Source organism: Herbaspirillum sp. meg3 (assembly GCF_002257565.1).
Taxonomy (GTDB): domain Bacteria; phylum Pseudomonadota; class Gammaproteobacteria; order Burkholderiales; family Burkholderiaceae_D; genus Herbaspirillum.
The window spans coordinates 2,869,916-2,889,067 of the sequence record NZ_CP022736.1; the positions used below are offsets into that span (position 1 = coordinate 2,869,916).

Sequence of the window (19,152 nt, forward strand, 5' to 3'; positions counted from 1 at the left end):
TATCTGTGTTTACTTGCTGCTTACTGTACCGGCACGGCCTTGACAGCCAGTTTCACCGACGCGGCCATGTCTGCGCCCTGGTAGTTAAGCGGCTGCTCCATTGCCGCCTCGTTCGGTGCCATCTTGAAGTACCAGGCTTTCAAGGCATATTTACCGTTGGTCAGCCCTTCCAGCTTGGCATGGCCGGACATGTCGGTTTTAGCAAAATAAGGCGTGTTCACCACCTGCAGATACGCCACCATCTGATCGTGGATATTGCACCCCAGAACAACTGTACCAACTTTATCGAAAACGATGGGACTTGTCGGCACACCGGAATATAGCTTCAACTCAAATGTTTTTGCGGAGGAAAACGAATAAACGTGATGGCGGACCTTGTCATGATTCGGGAACAACACGGGTGTCCCGACTTGCACAACACTGACCAGAGGGAAGAATTTGATGTCTTTTTGCTCAATTTCGGCCTGCTTGAGCGACTTGGCAACGGTCTGTCCCCCGGTCGGTTCGGCGTAGACGACGGCATTGGGCACCGGCGTTCCCGCCACATCAAGCACCTGCACGGTAACGGTGGCCGCCACCGCGTGCATGGACGCTGCCGACAACGTCAGGACGATTGCTGCCTTGAGCATGCGGCAGGCATGCTCTTGAACGAACGATAAACGCATGATCTGAATGAATCGAAAATTGGGCAGAGACTCCTGCCGACCCGCTCATTCTGGATTTTTATGAATGTTTAATGAGCGAGGCTCATTATGCAATCAAATTTGACCTTTGCGCAGTTAAATAACCAACAACAGCTGGAACAATTTCGGATCGCACATGCGCAGCATTGAGTCCCGGTGGCGCAATCAATACTACCGCATTGACGAGTGCCTTCAACATGCGTTGCACAACAAAGGCCGCCACATCGACATCCGGCGAGGTGATGGCCTTGCGATGCTTGGTCAAGACACCCTTGATCGCCTCGAAAAAACGCTGGCGTACATGGTTAGAAACCGGGAGGTGAAAAGAAGGAAATTCCTCTTCCAGGATGCGATTGAGCTCAGGCTCGACCAGATGCGCGGCGACGAGCGCCTCGATCAGCGCCTCGAAATCGCTTTCCAGACTGCCTGACTCATCCATCTTCGCCACGACTTCTTCGAACAGATGCAGCATACGTGCGACATGGCGCTCACGCAGTGCAAAAATCAACGCGTCCTTGTTGGGAAAATACTGATACAGAGAGCCAACGCTGATGCCGGCGGCTTCTGCCACCAGATTGGTATTGGTCTTGGCATAACCACGTTCGACCAGCACGCGCGCCATGGCGTCGAGAATTGTGTCGACCATGGCTTTGGAGCGTGCCTGGCGGGGTTCTTTCCTTGGCTGCAGTTTCATTTTTTTATTCCAATTTACAACATGAGCTAATGTTCGTATATGCGAGTATAATACAAAAGATGAGTTTTTACTCGCCAGTCTGCAAAGAGCTTCGGCGAGACGCCCTCTCTAAGCTTTCTCCAACACATCGGCAGATCACAGCAACGTCGGCGACAAATTCAACGAAAAGACGCAATAACAGCATCAGGCATCAATAAACGCATCACCTGTTCTGACCCGGATATCGCAACAAAAAATCACCTTGGAGAACTACATGAAATCCGCCTCATCGCCCGCACTGCGTTTGCGGGTGATCGCTTTGTGTACCCTGACGATCGGCATGCTGGGCCTGTCCGGCTGCGCCAGCTTCAGTGGTATCAACAGCGATAAACACATGGCGCAACCCGGCGACTATGCCGTCGAGCGCAGCTTGTCCGGCCAGGGCCAGGGGCAATGGCCGACCACCAACTGGGTGGAGCAATTTGGCGACCCGCAGCTGGTAGCCCTGATTGCAGAAGCCATGGAAAACAATCCAAGCCTGCAGCAAGCACAGGCCCGCATCGCTTCCGCCAGCGCACTGGCTGACAGCAAAGGCGCGCCGTTGTTGCCGACCGTCGACGCCGAAGCATCGTTCACCCGCAACCTGTTCCCGGAAACCACGATTTACCCTGCCCCATACGGCGGCAGCTGGTACAACGAAAAGAAGGCTTTCCTGAGTCTGGGTTACGAACTGGATGTCTGGGGCAAGAACCACGCAGCGCTCGAACAAGCGGTCTCGCAGAAAAAAGCGGCCGAAGCCAGCGCGCAGGAAACCCGCCTGGTCATCACCAGCTCGATTGCATCGGCTTACAACCAGCTCGCTACCGAATACGCCCTGCATGACATTTTGCAACGTACCGTCACGCAGCGTGAATCTTTGCAAAAAATTACCGCCGACCGCGTCAAAACCGGTCTCGATACGCAAATCGAACGCAGCCAGTCGCAAGGCAGCAGCGCCGATGCGCGTGCACAACTGGTGCAAAGCGAAGGTCAGATCACACTCACGCGCCAACAGCTCGGCGTATTGATGGGCAAGGGCCCCGATCGCGGCCTGCAAATCACCGCACCACGCATGACGACGCTGACTACCCCCGCGTTGCCATCGGCCTTGCCGTTGAACCTGCTGGGACGTCGCCCCGACATCGTCGCCGCGCGTTGGCAGGTCGAAGCCAGCAGCAAGGATATTGATGTCGCCAAGGCACGCTTTTATCCAGATATCAATCTGTCGGCAATGATCGGCTTTGATTCGCTGCTGAACGCCAATCCGTTCACCGCGGCCAGCAAGAGCATCGCCTACGGCCCTGCCATCAGCCTGCCGATCTTTGAAGGTGGTGCATTGCGCGCCAACCTGAAAGGTTCGTACGCTGCTTACGACATGGCAGTGGCGTCATATAACCAGACGTTGAACGATGCCTACGGCGATGTCGCCAAGCAGATTACCGGCATCCGGTCTATCGATCAGCAGTTGCCGATCCGCCGTGAAGCATTGGCGTCGACGCAACGCGCTTACGACCTGGCCAAAGAACGCTATCGGATCGGTCTGGCTTCGCAGCTGGTTGTACTGAATGCGGAAACTGCCCTGCTCGGCCAGCAACAAGCGCTGATCAATCTGGAAGCAAGCCGCCGTAACCAGCAAATCGGTTTGTTCAAGGCGCTGGGCGGTGGATTTGACGCGCAGCAAGCCGGACTGGCGATTGCACCGTCGGCAGCAGGTACCGCAAAGCCCCAATAAATTTATTAACAAAATTGTTCCAAGCGTGGAGCAGCCGGCCTTCAGATGAACTCCGATGAATCGCGAGCAAAACTGAATGAGCATGACCGGTTGCACCTCCCAGACAAAATCAAGAAATACACGGAGTAATTCATGAGTGAAGCCCTTCCACAAAACGGCAACGGTAATGGCAAACGCAAGCGCCAGTTGCTGCTGTTGACGCTGGTCATTATCCTGGTTGCCATCGCGTTCGGCCTGTACTGGTTCCTGGTCGCCCGCTTCTACGAAGAGACCGACGACGCCTATGTCGGCGGCAATGTCATCCAGATTTCCGCCCAGGTCGGCGGCACCGTCACCGCCATCAAGGCGGATGACACGCAAATCGTCAAAGCCGGACAGCAACTGGTGGCCCTTGATGCCGCCGATACCAAGCTCGCTCTGGCGCAAGCCGAAGCCGCATTGGCGCAGGCTGTGCGTCAGACACGCCAGACTTTCCTGAACAACGACACCTTGTCGGCCAATGTCACCGCAGCGGAAACCAATCTGGCACGCGCCCGCGACGACTTGCAACGCCGTCAGGCCGGCATCGCTTCCGGTGCTGTTTCGCAAGAAGATCTGTCGCACGCTCAAGATGCCGTCAAGAACGCCAACGCATCGCTGGAGCAGGCTCGCGCCAGCCTGGCGGCCAATCGCGCGTTGACCGACCACACCAGCGTGACGGAACATCCGAACGTGCTGCAGGCAGCGACACAAGTGCGTAACGCTTATCTGAACTATGCCCGCGTCAACATCGTTGCACCGGTATCCGGTTTTGTGTCCAAGCGCTCCGTCCAGCTCGGCCAGCGCATCGCCGCCGGCAGCCCGCTGATGGCAATCGTGCCCCTGGAACAGATCTGGATCGACGCCAACTTCAAGGAAGGCCAGTTGAAGCACATCCGCATCGGCCAGCCGGTTGAAGTCGTCGCTGACATCTACGGTTCCGCCGTCAAATACAAAGGCACAGTGATCGGCTTCTCGGCCGGCACCGGCGGCGCTTTCTCGCTGCTGCCGGCGCAAAACGCCACCGGTAACTGGATCAAGGTTGTCCAGCGCGTACCGGTGCGGATTGCACTCGACCCGCAAGAAGTGCAAGCACATCCACTGCGCGTCGGCCTGTCGACCACCGCCACCGTGAACATTCGCGGCGACGGCAAGGCGCTCGAAGCAACCGCCACCAATTATCAGACCAACGTCTACAGCGACCTGGGCAAGCAAGCCGATGACATCGTCGACCGCATCATCAGCGACAACGCCAGCGGCTTGCCGGTAGCGGCGCGCAAAAAGGCTGCCATCGTCATTCCTCACACCTGATCGGACGCATCCTCCATGGCGAGCAGTCCTCAAACCTACACACCGCCGCCACCGCTGACCGGTGGCAAGCTGGTGCTCGGCACCTTGTGCGTGTCGCTGGCGGTGTTCATGAACGTACTCGATTCATCGATTGCGAACGTGGCGATCCCGACCATTTCGGGCAACCTCGGCGTCTCGATCGATGAGGGAACCTGGGTCATTACCTCCTTTGCGGCGGCGAATGCGATCTCGATTCCGCTGACCGGCTGGCTGACGCAACGTATCGGCGCCGTGCGTCTGTTCGTGACGTCTGTACTGTTGTTCGTGCTGGCCTCGTGGCTCTGCGGCCTGGCGCCGACACTGCCGATTTTGCTGGCAGCACGTGTCTTGCAAGGCCTGGTCGCAGGTCCGATGGTACCGTTGTCGCAGTCGCTGCTGCTGGGGGCCTACCCCAAATCCAAGGCTTCATTTGCCCTTGCGCTATGGGGCATGACTGCGGTGGTCGCTCCCGTAGCAGGCCCCGCACTGGGCGGCTGGATTACCGATGCCTATACGTGGCCGTGGATCTTTTACATCAACATCCCGGTGGGCTTGCTGGCTGCGGGCATGACGATAGCGATCTACAAAGATCGCGAGAGTCCTACGCACAAGCTGCCGATCGACACCATCGGCCTGCTGTTGCTGATCACGTGGGTGGCGGCGTTTCAGATCATGCTGGATAAAGGCAAGGATCTCGACTGGTTCGCCTCGCCGACCATTGTGACGCTGGGCATCATTGCCGCAGTGGCCTTTGCCTACTTCGTGATCTGGGAGCTGAACAACGATCACCCGGTGGTGGATTTGCGCCTGTTCGGCAGGCGTAACTTCTTCGGCGGTACGGTGGCGATCTCCATCGGCTACGGCGTGTTCTTCGGCAATCTGGTGCTGTTGCCGCAGTGGCTGCAGCAATATCTCGGCTATCGGGCGATCGACTCCGGTTTATCGACCGCACCGCTCGGGATCTTTGCCGTGATCCTGATGCCGCTGATCGGCAAGTTCCTGCCGCGCGTGGATGCCCGTAAAGTGGCGACGGCTTCCTTTGTCTGTTTCGCACTGGTGTTCTGGCTGCGGTCGCGTTACACCCTTGAAGTCGATCAATGGACCGTTATCCTGCCGACGCTGCTGCAAGGTATTCCGACGGCGATGTTCTTCGTGCCGCTGACGGTGTTGCTGCTGTCCGGTTTGCCGCCGGAACGCATCCCCGCCGCCGCCGGTCTGTCGAGCTTCGTGCGTGTGTTCTGCGGCGCGATCGGTACTTCGGTGGCGACGACAGCCTGGAACAACCGCACCATCGTCCATCATGCGCAGCTGACGGAACATGCGACGCCTTACAGCACGGCATTGCAACAGATGTTCAGCAATCTCACCGGCAATTTCGGCATGAGCACCGAGCAGGCGACCGGCCTGATCGAACGCAATCTGAATGCGCAGGCGGCGATGATCGGCATCAACGACATCTTCTGGCTGTCGGCAGTGATCTTTATCGTGATCATCCCCGTGATCTGGATCATCAAGCCGGCCAAGGGCAGTGCCGGTGCCGAAGCAGCAGCAGCGGCGCACTAGCGCGGCACACTGATCTGCGTACCCAATGAAAAAGCGCTCGTTCCTGATAAGAACGAGCGCTTTTTTATTACAGCGGACAGCTTCGACAGTTTGTTCAGGCCGACAAAATGCGGTGATGAAACCGCAAGTGATCTTCCATGAAGGTAGAGATGAAGTAATAGCCGTGGTCATAGCCCTCGTGCCGGCGCAAGGTCAGCGGTTGCTTCGCCTGCGCGCAGGCAGCTTCAAACGCCTGAGGCAACAACTGCTGCTCCAGGAATTTGTCGCCGAGTCCCTGATCAATCAGGATCCCTTGCGGGAACGGCGTCTGCAGCTGCTCCATCAGTGCGCTGGCATCGTATTGCAGCCATGCAGCCCTGTCGCTGCCGAGATAATTGCCGAACGCCTTTTCTCCCCACGGACATTGCGACGGCGCCGCAATCGGCGCGAAAGCCGATACCGAACGATAGACATCGCGATGGCGTAACGCCAGCGTCAACGCACCATGGCCACCCATGGAGTGTCCGAAGATGCCGACGCGCGCCACATCTGCAGGAAACTCCGCCAATACCAGTTGCAACAACTCCTGCGCCACATACGAACCCATGCGGTAATGCTTGTCCCAGGGTTCTTGCGTTGCATCCAGATAGAACCCGGCGCCGACGCCGAAATCCCAGGAGTCGCTTTCACCGGGGATACCGGCACCGCGCGGGCTGGTATCCGGCGCCACCAGCATGACACCCAGTTCGGCCGCGACACGCTGCGCACCGCCTTTGATCATGAAGGTCTCTTCGGTACAGGTCAGACCGGCGAGATAGAACAAGACCGGCACCGGTCCTTGCTTGGCTTGCGGCGGCACAAACACCGAGAAGCGCATCGGCAGGCCGATCTCTCGCGAGTCATGTTTGTAGAAGCCCTGCATGCCGCCGAAGCAGCCGTGCTCGCTCAAGAGTTCCAGCGCCATCTCAGAACTCGACGACGGAACGGATCGACTCGCCGCTCTTCATCAGGTCGAACCCTTCATTGATACGCTCCAGCGGCAGCTTGTGCGTGATCAGGTCGTCAATGTTGAGCTTGCCTTCCATGTACCAGTCGACGATCTTCGGCACATCGGTACGGCCGCGTGCGCCGCCGAACGCCGAGCCCTTCCAGACGCGACCGGTCACCAGCTGGAACGGGCGGGTGCTGATTTCCTGCCCTGCTGCTGCCACGCCGATGATGATCGACTGGCCCCAGCCCTTGTGACAGCACTCCAGCGATTGACGCATGGTGGTGGTATTGCCGATACATTCGAAGCTGTAGTCTGCGCCGCCATCGGTCAGGCCGATGATGGCATCAACCACGTTCGGTACCTCCTTGGGATTGATGAAATGGGTCATGCCGAACTTGCGCGCCATGGCTTCACGGCCAGGATTCAGATCAACGCCGATAATCTTGTTGGCGCCAACCATCTTGGCGGCCTGGATCACGTTCAGACCGATCCCGCCCAGGCCGAACACGACGACGTTGGCGCCTGCTTCCACTTTGGCAGTAAACAGCACGGCGCCAACGCCGGTGGTCACGCCGCAACCGATATAGCAAACCTTGTCAAACGGGGCATCTTCACGGATTTTAGCCAGCGCGATTTCCGGCACCACGATGTAATTGGAAAACGTCGATGTGCCCATGTAATGGAACAGCGGCTTGCCGTCCAGCGAAAACCGGCTGGTCGCATCCGGCATCAGTCCGCGCCCCTGGGTCGAACGGATCGCCTGACACAAGTTAGTCTTTTGCGAGAGGCAGAATTTGCACTCGCGGCATTCCGGCGTGTATAGCGGAATGACGTGATCATCCTTCTTCAGGCTCTTGACGCCGGGACCGACGTCAACCACCACGCCAGCACCTTCATGACCGAGAATGGCAGGAAAGATGCCTTCCGGATCGGCGCCCGACAGCGTGTAATAATCCGTATGGCAAATCCCGGTTGCCTTGATTTCGACCAGCACTTCGCCGGCCTTCGGGCCTCCCAGTTCGACTTCCTCAATGGTCAATGGCTTGCCTGCTTGCCAGGCGACTGCTGCTTTGGTTTTCATTTCTGTCCTTTGATCTGTTGATGGAAATACGAGAATTTGTGCACGCCTGCCCGCCCGAAACCGCCTTCTGTTACGCCTGTGCTTTGCCGGGCGGCGCGGTTAACTGGTCGGATCTTTGTTGAAAGCTGCTTGAAGGGCCGTATTATCGCATTGCCACAAAGAATTCGCAGGCGCAAAAGAGAAGCGCTCTCATCTGATCTGTGAATTTCTTTATCAATCCCCGTAAGCCTCTTTTATCCTATGAATAGGAGCGAACTTTCCCCCGGTGAATACAATCCGAATTGTTAATTTGTCAGATTAATGACAAAGAGCATTGCATACGGTATGGTTGATCCCATAGCAAGCAATTCATAGAAGAAACAAAATTTGTTACGGACTTGCAAGCGCCCTTCGCAAGGCAAAAAGAACAGCGCGAAGGAATCAGATGTTCTGAATGGTTGGCCGACGCAACAGAATTGACTATCGCCACATGGGAAAAGGGAAAAAGACAGGAAGAGCAAGCAGCACACTGCGGACTCTGTTTTTCTTCGTCGCATTCGTTATCGCGGTCATCAGTGCCCAGACATGGTGGGAAGTCCGGCAGGATCGTCAGTTAACCATCGACTCGGAAATGAGCAGTTCGATGGTTGCCGTACGCAGCGTAGAAGAACACGCCGAGAGGATCCTCGTCGACGTCGACCGCATGCTGAACTCTGCGGCGATTTCCATTCAGATCGCCGACCAGCATATCCTCGAAGACGACGTTGCCCTGTACCAATTGCTGGTGCGCGAAAAACAAGTCTTGCCTCCTGTGCAAGTGCTGCGTTTTGTCGATCTGACCGGCGTCAGCCGTGCCAGCTCGTCACGCGTGGGCGCTACCGAAATCGAGCTCACCGATCTGCAATTGCGCCAGGTCGATGCCAATCCTGCCAAACCGGGCTACTTCGTCGGGCAACTCATGAAGAGTCCCAGTACCCAGGAACTGATCCTGCCGATTGCGCGCAACCTGTACATACGTGGCCAGCATGTCGGCATTATCGTCGCCGAACTCAAAGTCAATTACTTCTTCGATTTTTACAAGCGCATCACCAATTACAAGGCCATCGTCTCGTTGCGCAAGCTCGACGGTTCGCTGATGATCCGCTCGCCGTTCGAACCGACCTGGATTGACAGGAGCCTGCGCGACGCCAAGAGCATGATCAACATCCGCAACGGCGCTGATGAAGGTGCATTCGCGGAGCATTCCATATTGAGCGGCGAATATCTTCTGTTCACTTACAAGAAAATTCCAGATTCGCCGATGGTGGCCGTGTATTCGCGCCGCATGGACGATGTGCTCATGCCCTGGAAGAGCCGCACGCTTAACCGTATCCTTCTGTCGGTCGGCATCAGCGGATTCATCCTGCTGGCACTGGTCGCGTTCATCATCTATTACAACTACAAGCAAAAACTGGACGACGCGCTGACCGAAAGCGAGCACCGCTACCGGCAGCTCTACGACGACGGCAACGACCCTATCGTGCTGATCAGCCAGGACATGCTTTACATTGACTGCAACGCGGCGGCGGTCAGATTCTTCGGAGTCGCGGACAAGCAACGCATCATCGGCAAAAAAGTCGGTCTGTTCTCGCGCCAAAGTGCGCTTCAATTGCAGCAGCCGGATATTACGGCGCTCATCGAGAAAGCCATTGCCGGCGAACCGCAACAATTTGAATGGGTCACGATACGGCGCCACAAAATCATCTACACCGACGTCACCATCAACCGTACCGAACTGGACAAGGGCTACGCCATCTTTGCAATCCTGCGCGATATCAGCGCACGCAAACGTGCCGAACTGCTGCAGACAACACAAAACCGCATCCTGCATCTGGTCATGACCGATGCCGATCTGGAAGACATCCTCAAAGAAATCGTGCAGTTTGCCGATTCGCAGATTCCGCAAAGCGTCTGCTCCATCCTGATGCTCAACGACGAAGCCTCGCACTTCGCTGCGATCTTTACGTCCCGCTTGTCGGAACGCATGCGCGTCGGCTATCTGAGCATGCCAATCGCGCACGGCAACGGCGCAAGCAGCGAGGCAGTCATCACGCGCATGCCATACGTCGTCGGCGATATCCTGACCGACCCGGTCATGGAGAATGCAAGGCAATTCATCAATCTGGAAGAATTCCCATCCTGCGGCTCCTGGCCCATCATCGGCAAAGAAGGCCAGGTGCTGGGGGTATTTTCCGCGCTGCTCAAAGAGCATGGTCTTCCGGCCAGCGAATATATGCATCTGGCCGGTGTAGTTGCCGATCTGGCCAGCGTCGCCATCGAAAGCCGCAAGGCCGAAGAACGTATCCGCCATCTGGCCCACTACGACGAACTGACCGGCTTGCCGAATCGCTTCCTGTGCACACAACACATCAGCAATGCCATCGCGCACGCGGAACATCGCGGTGGACAGGTTGCGGTATTCCTGATGGATCTGGATCGCTTCAAAAACATCAACGATACCTTCGGCCATGAAACGGGCGAAGCCTTGTTGCGCGAAATCGCCATCCGCTTCCGCAATTGCCTGCGTGAACTCGACATCCTGGCGCGCGTCGGCGGCGACGAATTCATCGTGCTGATCGACGACTACGAAGACCCGCTGCAACTCGGCGAAATCGCACAAAAGCTCCTGACCGAAGCACGCAAGCCCTTCGACATCAGCGGTCACGAATGCCAACTCAGCACCAGTATCGGCATCGCCACTTATCCGACCGATGGCCCCAACGCGCAGACGTTGATCAAGCATGCCGACATCGCCATGTATCGCGCCAAGCACAAAGGCAAGGACGATTACCGCTTCTATTCAGATGAAGTCAATACCCACACCATCGAACGCATTGCACTTGAAACCGAACTGCGCCGTGCCATCGAGCGCAAGGAGTTCGTCGTCCACTATCAGCCCAAGGTCGACCTAAAGAGTTCGCGCATCGTCGGCGCCGAAGCGTTAGTGCGCTGGCAGCATCCGGTACGCGGTCTGCTGCCGCCGGGCGAGTTCATCGGGCTGGCGGAAGAAGCAGGACTGATCGATCAGATTGGCTTGCAAGTGCTGGACCGCGCTTGTGTCGACATCGACTCGCTGAACAAACTTGGCCTGGCATTTGGCCGTATCGCCATCAATCTCGCCGGCAGCCAGTTCAACGACGACAATCTGCTGGCCGATATTCAACGGGTGGTGCAAGCGCGCGGCGTGTCTTCAGCAAGTCTGGAATTCGAAATCACCGAGAGCATGGTGATGCACAATCGCGAGCAAGCCATCGCCATCATGGATGGTATCCGCGCCCTGGGCTTCACGATTTCCATCGACGACTTCGGCACCGGCTATTCCTCACTCGCCTATCTGAAGCGTTTCCCGGTAGACAATGTCAAGATCGACAGATCCTTTATCACTGACATCCCGCACGACGCCAACGGAAGCGCCATCGTCCAGGCCATCATTGCCATGGCCCATGCACTCAACCTCAAGGTAGTCACTGAAGGGGTGGAAACAGAGGTACAGTTGAAAGCCTTGCAAGTATTCGGCTCGGATGAATATCAGGGCTATTTCTTCAGCCGGCCGATACCGCACGCGGCCTTTGTACAGATGCTGCAGCAACACGCGCAACCTAAACTGTAATTTCGGTACTCTCTGCATAAAACTCTTATTGCATGTACATTGCCAATGTCATGCATTCGAGGGCCTGCTAACAACCAATTTGCGAATGCAAACGCGCGGCAGGCGATGCCTGCAGCCGTTCCCAGAGGGTTTCAGCCAGAAAGCGCGCTGGCAAGGCTGAAACGCATCTCGCAAATTGATTGTTAGCAGGCCCTTGCATAAGCAAATAGGAATATTGTTGCACCTGAATCAACAAGTACTCTTAGAATAAGCGCCTGATTTACATCATTTTTACAGGGAGTTGTGATGGCATTGTCTTTCAAGAAAAAATTGCTCAGCCTGGCCTTCAGCGGTATCGCCGCCACCGTCGCGCTACCTCTGACTGCGCATTCCGCGGCAGCCGCCGAACTCAAGATCGGTCTGTTCGCCGACGTGTCCACACTGGATCCCCATTTCAATAACATCGCCCCGAACATCTCGTTGTCGTCGCACCTGTTTGACGCGCTGGTCAATGTCGATGCCACCGGCAAACTGATCCCCGGTCTCGCCGTATCGTGGAAAGCCATTGATCCGACCACCTGGGAATTCAAACTGCGCCGCGGCGTCAAGTTTCATGACGGTTCCGATTTCACCGCGGAAGATGTCGTCTTCTCGCTGGATCGCCCCGCCACGCTGACCAACAGCCCCGGCCCGTTCACCAGCTATACCAAGCAGATCGTCGCTAAAGAAATCGTCGATCCGTACACCGTGCGCCTGAAAACAGCGACACCCTACGGCCCGCTGGCGCTGGACGTAAGCACCATTTTCATCGTCTCAAAGAAGGCGGCGCAAAACGCGACCACTGAAGACTTCAACAGCGGCAAGGCATTGATCGGTACCGGTCCGTTCAAGTTCGGCAGCTTCAAGCGCGGCGACAGCATTGAACTGGTGCGTAACGACAGCTATTGGGGCGGCAAGGCCGACTGGGACAAAGTCACCTTCCGTATCCTGACCTCCGACGGCGCGCGCCTGGCCGCGTTGCTGGCAGGCGAAGTCGATGCCATCGACAGTGTGCCGCCGGCAGACGTGCCGAAGCTGAAGACCAATCCAAAGTTCGAACTGGTGCAACGTACCTCGTGGCGCACGATTTTCTGGACACTGGATCAGTCCCGCGACAAGACGCCTGATATTACCGACAAGTCCGGCAAGCCATTGGACAAGAACCCGCTCAAGGACATCCGTGTTCGCCAGGCGATCTCCAAGGCGATCAACCGTCAGGCGCTTACCGAACGCACACTGGAAGGCCTCGGCACACCGGCATCGAATATCGTCGCACCGGGCATCCTCGGTTATGCCGACAACCTGAAGGTCGAAAAATATGATCCTGAAGGCGCCAAGAAGCTGCTGGCGGCTGCCGGCTATCCAAACGGTTTTGCGCTGACGCTGCATGGCCCGAACAACCGCTACATCAACGATGAACGCGTCGTGCAAACTGTCGCGCAATTCCTGAGCCGCGTCGGCATCCAGACCAAGGTCGAAACCTTCCCGCTGTCGGTCTACTTCGGTAAAGCACGCAATGGCGACTTCAGCGTTTCCCTGCTGGGCTGGGGTACACTGGCAGGCGACTTCGGCCTGCGTACACTGGTCGGAACGACCGATGCAAGCACAGGCTGGGGTTCGTGGAACTGGGGTAAGTACAGCAATCCACAAGTCGACAAACTGGTGCAATCCTCGCTGGCATCCGTGGATGAAAAGCAGCGTCAGGAATTCGCCAAGCAGGCGGCAACCGTGGCACTGACTGACTATGCCGTGATCCCACTGCATCATCAGTACGCAACATGGGCCGTGCGCAAGGGCATCAAGTACACCCCACGTATTGACGAATTCACCTTCGCACATCAGTTCCATCCGCAATAACGCAGTATTCGCTTCACGACGTTATAAAGGCCTGCCGGCATTTTGCCGCAGGCCTTTTTTCTTGGTCGCTGTAATATCCTGATCGGAATAGCGACCAATGATTATTTTCCGACTTGCGCCACTTTGCCGATTGACTGACCGAAAGTATCAAAATGAAAAAAAGCCTCTTCTCCACGGTGCTCTCCTCACTCCTGCTCTGCACCGGCCTGTCGACTATCCACGCCGCACAGGCACAACAGACTGGTGACATCGTGGAACTCCCCCTGATCTCCGGCTGGTACGACGGCAAGGTCGTGCGCTATGTCACCACCGACGTGTCCGATAAGAAGGCTGCGGCCGAGATGGGCGCCAACTATGTGCCGCGACTGGCCAATGCCATCAATCAGCAGCGCCAGCCAGGGCAACCGGGTGCTGTCGAGCGTATCTATTCGTTTGTGAATTTCAAACAAGGTGGCGTGTTGCCGTCGCTGCCTTCGCCGACCGGTGCAAACAACGAGAACGTCAATTATTCGCCGCTATGGCAAGTGCACAAGGTCAGCTGGCTGCCAGGAAAACAGCCGCGTGTCCTGAAATCGGAAGAAGAAGTACTGGCGGCGGAAGAAGCCGGTCAGGTCAGCATTGAAAAGACCAACCTGATCGTCAATTGTCCAGTGGTGTTTTCAGCAGAAGGCGGCACACTACCGAATATTCGTATCCACCTCGCCAATCAGGATCCAGAACCCTGAAGTATTAAGTCTGCCAGCTCAACATTGGGTTGAGCGCATAAGGTTTTGTACCTTATTTTTTGTCGACGGGCGCGAGCCTGTCGACATGGTAAAGCTGCGGAAAAAAGCGTATCCACAATGCCACTACCACCAGCGTGCCGATGCCGCCGATCAGCACGGCAGGTATCGCGCCAAACCATGCCGCCGTGAGTCCGGATTCAAATTCCCCCAGCTGATTTGACGTCCCGATGAATACCGAATTCACCGCACTCACGCGGCCGCGCATTTCATCCGGTGTCTCCAACTGCACGAAAGTCGATCGCACCACCACACTGATCATGTCGGAAGCGCCCAGCACCACCAGCGCCAGCAACGACACCACAAAGGAATGCGACAAGCCGAACACAATCGTCGCAAAACCAAAAATGGCAACGGCGATGAACATGGTACGGCCGATACGCCCTCTCAGCGGATTGCGGGCCAGAAAAAGCGCCACCGACAAAGCGCCTACCGCAGGCGCGGAACGCAACAAGCCAAGGCCGACAGAATTAGTATGCAGAATATCCTGAGCATATACCGGCAATAACGCCGTGGCACCGCCCAGCAACACGGCAAACAGATCGAGCGAAATCGCGCCAAATATCGCCGGCTTGCTGCGAATGTAGGCGATGCCGGCAAACACCGATTTGAGCGTCGCATTTTCGCGTTTTGAGGGTGGCGTCTCAACCTTGATCAGCGACACCAGCACACTGCAAAGGATGAACATGCCACAACTGGTGATGTACACTACGGATGGCCCTGCCACATACAGAAAACCGCCCAGCGCCGGCCCAACGATGATTGCCACCTGCGTCGCCGATGCTGACCCGGCAACAGCACGCGGCAACAGGGATGGCGGCATCAACGTCGGCAACATGGCCGACATTGTCGGCTTGCTGAACGCCCTGCCAGCACCGATCACGAAAACGATCGCAAAAATCGCCTCCTTGTTCAGCCAGCCGCCGATACTGCCTGCAGCAAGAAGACCGGCAGCAATGGCTTCCACCAGAATGCTGAAACGCGCCACCTGGCGACGATCATGACGGTCGGCGACATGGCCGACGATGAACACCAGAAACAGCGAAGGAATGAACTGCACCAGCCCGACAATACCGAGATCAAAAGCGCTGTGCGTCAATTGATAGACTTGCCACCCCACGGCGACAATTTGCATTTGCAGGGCAATTGTCGAGGCGACGCTGGCCAGCCAGAACAAACAAAAAGAGCGATGGTGTAGCAGTTGTTCCGGAGCGATGGAGGCAGTCATTGGCGGGGAATATTCTTATGCGGTGAGCGGCGCTGCGCGAAGTTTCACGCGCGGATATACTACTTTATTTCCCGCACGCCGTCTGTCAGCCTTCCGAAAGGATTCACCCATGCAATACCGCCCTCTTGGCCGCACCAATATCAACGTCAGCCTGATCACACTCGGCACCATGACCTGGGGCGAACAAAACACCGAGGCCGAAGCGCACTCGCAGCTTGACTACGCCACCGAGCGCGGTATCAACCTGATCGACGTCGCTGAAATGTACCCGGTTCCGCCCAAGGCCGAAACCCAGGGCCTGAGCGAACGCTATCTCGGCACCTGGCTCAAGAAATCCGGCAAGCGCGACCAATTGCTGATCGCTACCAAGGCTACCGGCCCCGCACGCAAGCCCCACAACCCACGCCATATCCGCGGCGGCATCAATAACTTCGACCGCAAAGGTCTGACAGAGGCACTCAACGGCAGCCTGGAACGCCTGCAACTGGACCATGTCGATCTGTACCAGTTGCACTGGCCGGATCGCAGCGTCAACAGCTTTGGTCAACTCAACTATTCGCATATTGCCAACGAAGATACCGTCGCCATCGATGAAACACTGCGCATCCTGTCCGAGTTCGTCAAAGCCGGCAAGATTCGCCATATCGGCCTGTCCAATGAAACCTCGTGGGGCGTTGCACAATTCCTGCGCGCCGCAGAGAAGTTCGACCTGGAACGTATCGTCACGATCCAGAATCCGTACAACCTGCTCAATCGCGGTTTCGAAATCAACTTGGCTGAGTTCGCCCATCGCGAACAGGTCGGCTTGCTGGCCTACTCGCCACTGGCTTTCGGCATGCTGTCCGGCAAATACGAAAACGGCGCGCGCCCTGCCGCCGGTCGCCTGACCCTGTTCGAACGTTTCACGCGCTACACCAACCCGCAAGCCGAATCCGCGACCAAAGCCTATGTCGCGCTCGCGCGCAAGCATGGCATTGATCCGGCACAGATGGCGCTGGCTTATGTCAACAGCCGTCCTTTTGTCACATCCAACATCATCGGCGCGACCACTATGGATCAACTGCGCAGCAACATCGACAGCCTGTCGGTACAGCTGCCGCCGGAAATCATGGAACAGATCGACGCGATCCACAAGACGCAGCCGAATCCTGCCCCCTGATCCACGGCAAGTAAAACAAAAAGCCCACCGGTATACACCGGTGGGCTTTTTATTGGCGTGACCGCAAATTAAGGTGGACTACTTCGCGCCCAAGGTTGCGGTCTCTTTATAAATTTCCTGGATCAGATCTTTGCCCACGCGCGACTCCATCGACTTGTGCACCGGCAGCATCGCTTTGCGCCATTCGGCTTTTTCGGCGTCGGTCAGATAGTAGACCTTGGTCTTGCCGGAAGCCTTGATCGCCGCCAGCGCGTCTTCATTCTCTTGCTGCGCAATCGCGTTGGCGTAGCGTGTTGCATCCTTCATTGCCGACTCAAGTTGGGTGCGGATGTCGGCAGGCAGATTGTCCCAGAACTTCTTGTTCACAATCACCGCATAGCCGATGTAGCCGTGATCGGACACCGTCAATTGCGACTGCACTTCATACACTTTCTGCGTATAAATGTTGGAGGGCGTGTTTTCGCTACCGTCAACCACACCGGTCTGCATGGCCTGATACACCTCGGAGAAAGCCAGCACTTGCGGATTGGCCTTCAAGGCGCGGAACTGCTCATCCAACACCTTGGATGACTGGATGCGCATTTTCATGCCGCGGAAGTCGTCAACCTTGTGCAACGGCTTGTTGGCGGTCATGACCTTCATCCCGTTATCCCAATACGCCAGTCCCTTGATTCCCTTGCTTTCCAGCTTCTTGAACAGTCCCTGCCCGATCGGACCTTCAGTGATACGCGCCAGCACGGCGCGGTTCGGGAAAATATAGGGCAGGTCGAATACTTCGTACTCCTTCACGCCCAGCGGACCGAACTTGGCCAGCGATGGCGCCAGCATTTGCACAGCGCCAAGCTGTAGCGCTTCCAGCTCTTCCTTGTCCTTGTAGAGCTGGCTGTTGGGATACACCTCCACCTTTACGCGGCCTTTGGTGCGCTCTTCCGCCAGTTGCTTGAAGCGCTCTGCGCCCTTGCCTTTCGGCGTGTTGTTCGCCACGACGTGGCTGAACTTGATCACGATAGGTTGCTGCGCCAGCGCAGGTACCGCCTGCACTGCCAGTGCCAGAACAACCGCCGTCGTTGCAGCGGTGAATATTTTTGTCATCATTCCTTGTCTCCTCGTTGTACCTCAAAAAACAATCAGATCGCGTAATCCTTCCCCCGAAGCCAGACGGTCAAAGCCGCTGTTAATGTCAGACAGGGCCAGACGCTGCCCCATCAATTTGTTGACCGGCAGCCCTCCGCTTTGATACAGACCGATATACCGCGGAATATCGCGCACCGGGACGCAAGAGCCGATGTAGCTGCCTTTGACCGTGCGTTCCTCGGCCACCAGGCTGACTTGTTGCAAGGCCCATTTCTGGTCCGGCGCGGGCAAGCCCGCAGTCACCGTCATGCCGCCTCGGCGTGTCATCCGGTAGGCTGCCTCCATGGCTTGCACCGAACCGGCCATCTCAAAGGCGTAGTCGACGCCGCCCTTGGTCAGCGCCCTGACCTTTTCCACGGCGTCGGGATCGCGAGCATTGACGGTTGCCGTTGCACCCAACGACTTTGCCAACTCCAGTTTGCTGTCGTGCAGATCAACCGCAATCACTTCGCGCGCACCCGAGGCCAGTGCGCCCAGCATCGCGCACAGACCAACGCCGCCCAGGCCGAGCACGGCTGCGGTGGTTCCAGCCTTGACTTCGGCGGTGTTGACTGCGGCGCCGACGCCGGTCAATACGGCGCAACCAAACAACGCGGCCTCAATCGGATCAATATCAGCTTCGATCTTGACGCAGGAGCGCCGAGACACCACCGCGTGATCTGCAAACGCCGATACGCCGAGATGGTGGTTGATAACTTTGTTCTGTCCGCGCAAGCGCATCGCGCCGGATAGGAGTTGGCCCTTGGTGTTGGCTTCCGCCCCTGGCTCGCACAGCGCCGGGCGTCCTTCCATGCATGGCATGCAATGTCCGCAGCTGGGCACAAACACCAGCACGACCAGATCGCCGGGACGCAAATCACTAACGCCGGCACCGACCTCCACCACCTCGCCGGAAGCCTCATGCCCCAGCGCCATCGGCATCGGACGAGGACGCGCACCGGTAATCACCGACAAATCGGAATGACACAAGCCCGCCGCGCGCATCCTGATCAGCACTTCGCCCGGCCCCGGCGCATCGAGATCAAGTTCTTCAATCCGCAGCGGCCGGCTGCTGGCAAAAGGTTCGACCGTGGTCATTTCTCGTAATACTGCGGCTTGAATCTTCATGTCTGTCTCCTGTTTGGGATGATGCGTTTGTAGTCGGATGGAATTGGGTTGCAAAATTGGGTTGCAAAATTGGGTTGCAAATTGAGTAGTACATTTTGACTTCGATTTCTGTTTTACTCTATTTTTGCCCGTAATTCGACTATTGCCGCAC

The 19,152-nt window shown here is 56.9% G+C and carries 14 protein-coding genes; 7 read left to right on the forward strand and 7 right to left on the reverse strand.

The annotated features are described in order from the left end of the window. Positions 1-20 precede the first annotated feature (20 nt). Both hmeg3_RS12830 and hmeg3_RS12835 read right to left on the reverse strand, forming a co-directional pair. Positions 21-629, reverse strand: a complete 609-nt coding sequence (locus tag hmeg3_RS12830; protein WP_094566315.1) for a methylamine utilization protein — start codon at positions 627-629, stop codon at positions 21-23. A 121-nt stretch (positions 630-750) separates the two neighbouring features. After that, positions 751-1,377, reverse strand: coding sequence for a TetR/AcrR family transcriptional regulator (locus hmeg3_RS12835; protein ID WP_094564063.1), 627 nt, complete (start codon positions 1,375-1,377; stop codon positions 751-753). Between the two features lie 253 nt (positions 1,378-1,630). Here hmeg3_RS12835 and hmeg3_RS12840 point away from each other — a divergent pair, with 253 nt between their 5' ends. The 3 genes from hmeg3_RS12840 to hmeg3_RS12850 all read left to right on the forward strand — a co-directional run bounded on the left by hmeg3_RS12840 (position 1,631) and on the right by hmeg3_RS12850 (position 6,037). Continuing rightward, positions 1,631-3,127 (forward strand): efflux transporter outer membrane subunit, encoded by a 1,497-nt coding sequence (locus hmeg3_RS12840; protein WP_094564064.1) that lies wholly within the window; start codon positions 1,631-1,633, stop codon positions 3,125-3,127. Between the two features lie 132 nt (positions 3,128-3,259). Continuing rightward, positions 3,260-4,456 (forward strand): HlyD family efflux transporter periplasmic adaptor subunit, encoded by a 1,197-nt coding sequence (locus hmeg3_RS12845; RefSeq protein WP_094564065.1) that lies wholly within the window; start codon positions 3,260-3,262, stop codon positions 4,454-4,456. Between the two features lie 15 nt (positions 4,457-4,471). Continuing rightward, positions 4,472-6,037 carry a DHA2 family efflux MFS transporter permease subunit gene (locus hmeg3_RS12850; RefSeq protein ID WP_094564066.1) on the forward strand — a complete coding sequence of 522 codons (1,566 nt, stop codon included), beginning with the start codon at positions 4,472-4,474 and terminating at the stop codon, positions 6,035-6,037. A 94-nt stretch (positions 6,038-6,131) separates the two neighbouring features. Here the strand turns inward: hmeg3_RS12850 and fghA are convergent, their stop codons facing one another. Together fghA and hmeg3_RS12860 are read right to left on the reverse strand one after the other, a co-directional pair. Then, the gene (gene fghA, locus hmeg3_RS12855; RefSeq protein ID WP_094564067.1) at positions 6,132-6,980 is read right to left on the reverse strand and encodes an S-formylglutathione hydrolase; all 849 of its coding nucleotides are present in this window, start codon (positions 6,978-6,980) and stop codon (positions 6,132-6,134) included. Between the two features lies 1 nt (position 6,981). Further along, positions 6,982-8,088 carry an S-(hydroxymethyl)glutathione dehydrogenase/class III alcohol dehydrogenase gene (locus hmeg3_RS12860; protein ID WP_094564068.1) on the reverse strand — a complete coding sequence of 369 codons (1,107 nt, stop codon included), beginning with the start codon at positions 8,086-8,088 and terminating at the stop codon, positions 6,982-6,984. 610 nt (positions 8,089-8,698) lie between these two features. On the opposite strand from hmeg3_RS12860, the gene hmeg3_RS12865 reads away from it, so the two are divergent. The 3 genes from hmeg3_RS12865 to hmeg3_RS12875 all read left to right on the forward strand — a co-directional run bounded on the left by hmeg3_RS12865 (position 8,699) and on the right by hmeg3_RS12875 (position 14,316). Then, complete coding sequence (locus hmeg3_RS12865) at positions 8,699-11,716, forward strand: EAL domain-containing protein (protein ID WP_369828820.1); 3,018 nt, start codon at positions 8,699-8,701, stop codon at positions 11,714-11,716. Positions 11,717-12,001: 285 nt separating this feature from the next. After that, a complete protein-coding gene (locus hmeg3_RS12870) occupies positions 12,002-13,591 on the forward strand; it encodes an ABC transporter substrate-binding protein (RefSeq protein WP_094564069.1) in 1,590 nt (529 codons plus the stop codon). A 152-nt stretch (positions 13,592-13,743) separates the two neighbouring features. Continuing rightward, on the forward strand, positions 13,744-14,316 hold the full coding sequence (locus tag hmeg3_RS12875) for a hypothetical protein (RefSeq protein ID WP_094564070.1): 573 nt from the start codon (positions 13,744-13,746) through the stop codon (positions 14,314-14,316). A gap of 52 nt (positions 14,317-14,368) precedes the next feature. Here the strand turns inward: hmeg3_RS12875 and hmeg3_RS12880 are convergent, their stop codons facing one another. Beyond that, positions 14,369-15,601 (reverse strand): MFS transporter, encoded by a 1,233-nt coding sequence (locus tag hmeg3_RS12880; protein ID WP_094564071.1) that lies wholly within the window; start codon positions 15,599-15,601, stop codon positions 14,369-14,371. Between the two features lie 109 nt (positions 15,602-15,710). Here hmeg3_RS12880 and hmeg3_RS12885 point away from each other — a divergent pair, with 109 nt between their 5' ends. Next, positions 15,711-16,760 (forward strand): NADP(H)-dependent aldo-keto reductase, encoded by a 1,050-nt coding sequence (locus hmeg3_RS12885; RefSeq protein WP_094564072.1) that lies wholly within the window; start codon positions 15,711-15,713, stop codon positions 16,758-16,760. 78 nt (positions 16,761-16,838) lie between these two features. Here the strand turns inward: hmeg3_RS12885 and hmeg3_RS12890 are convergent, their stop codons facing one another. Both hmeg3_RS12890 and hmeg3_RS12895 read right to left on the reverse strand, forming a co-directional pair. Further along, positions 16,839-17,855 carry a TRAP transporter substrate-binding protein gene (locus hmeg3_RS12890; RefSeq protein ID WP_198361698.1) on the reverse strand — a complete coding sequence of 339 codons (1,017 nt, stop codon included), beginning with the start codon at positions 17,853-17,855 and terminating at the stop codon, positions 16,839-16,841. 21 nt (positions 17,856-17,876) lie between these two features. Next, on the reverse strand, positions 17,877-19,001 hold the full coding sequence (locus hmeg3_RS12895) for a zinc-dependent alcohol dehydrogenase family protein (RefSeq protein WP_094564073.1): 1,125 nt from the start codon (positions 18,999-19,001) through the stop codon (positions 17,877-17,879). Between the last annotated feature and the right edge of the window lie 151 nt (positions 19,002-19,152).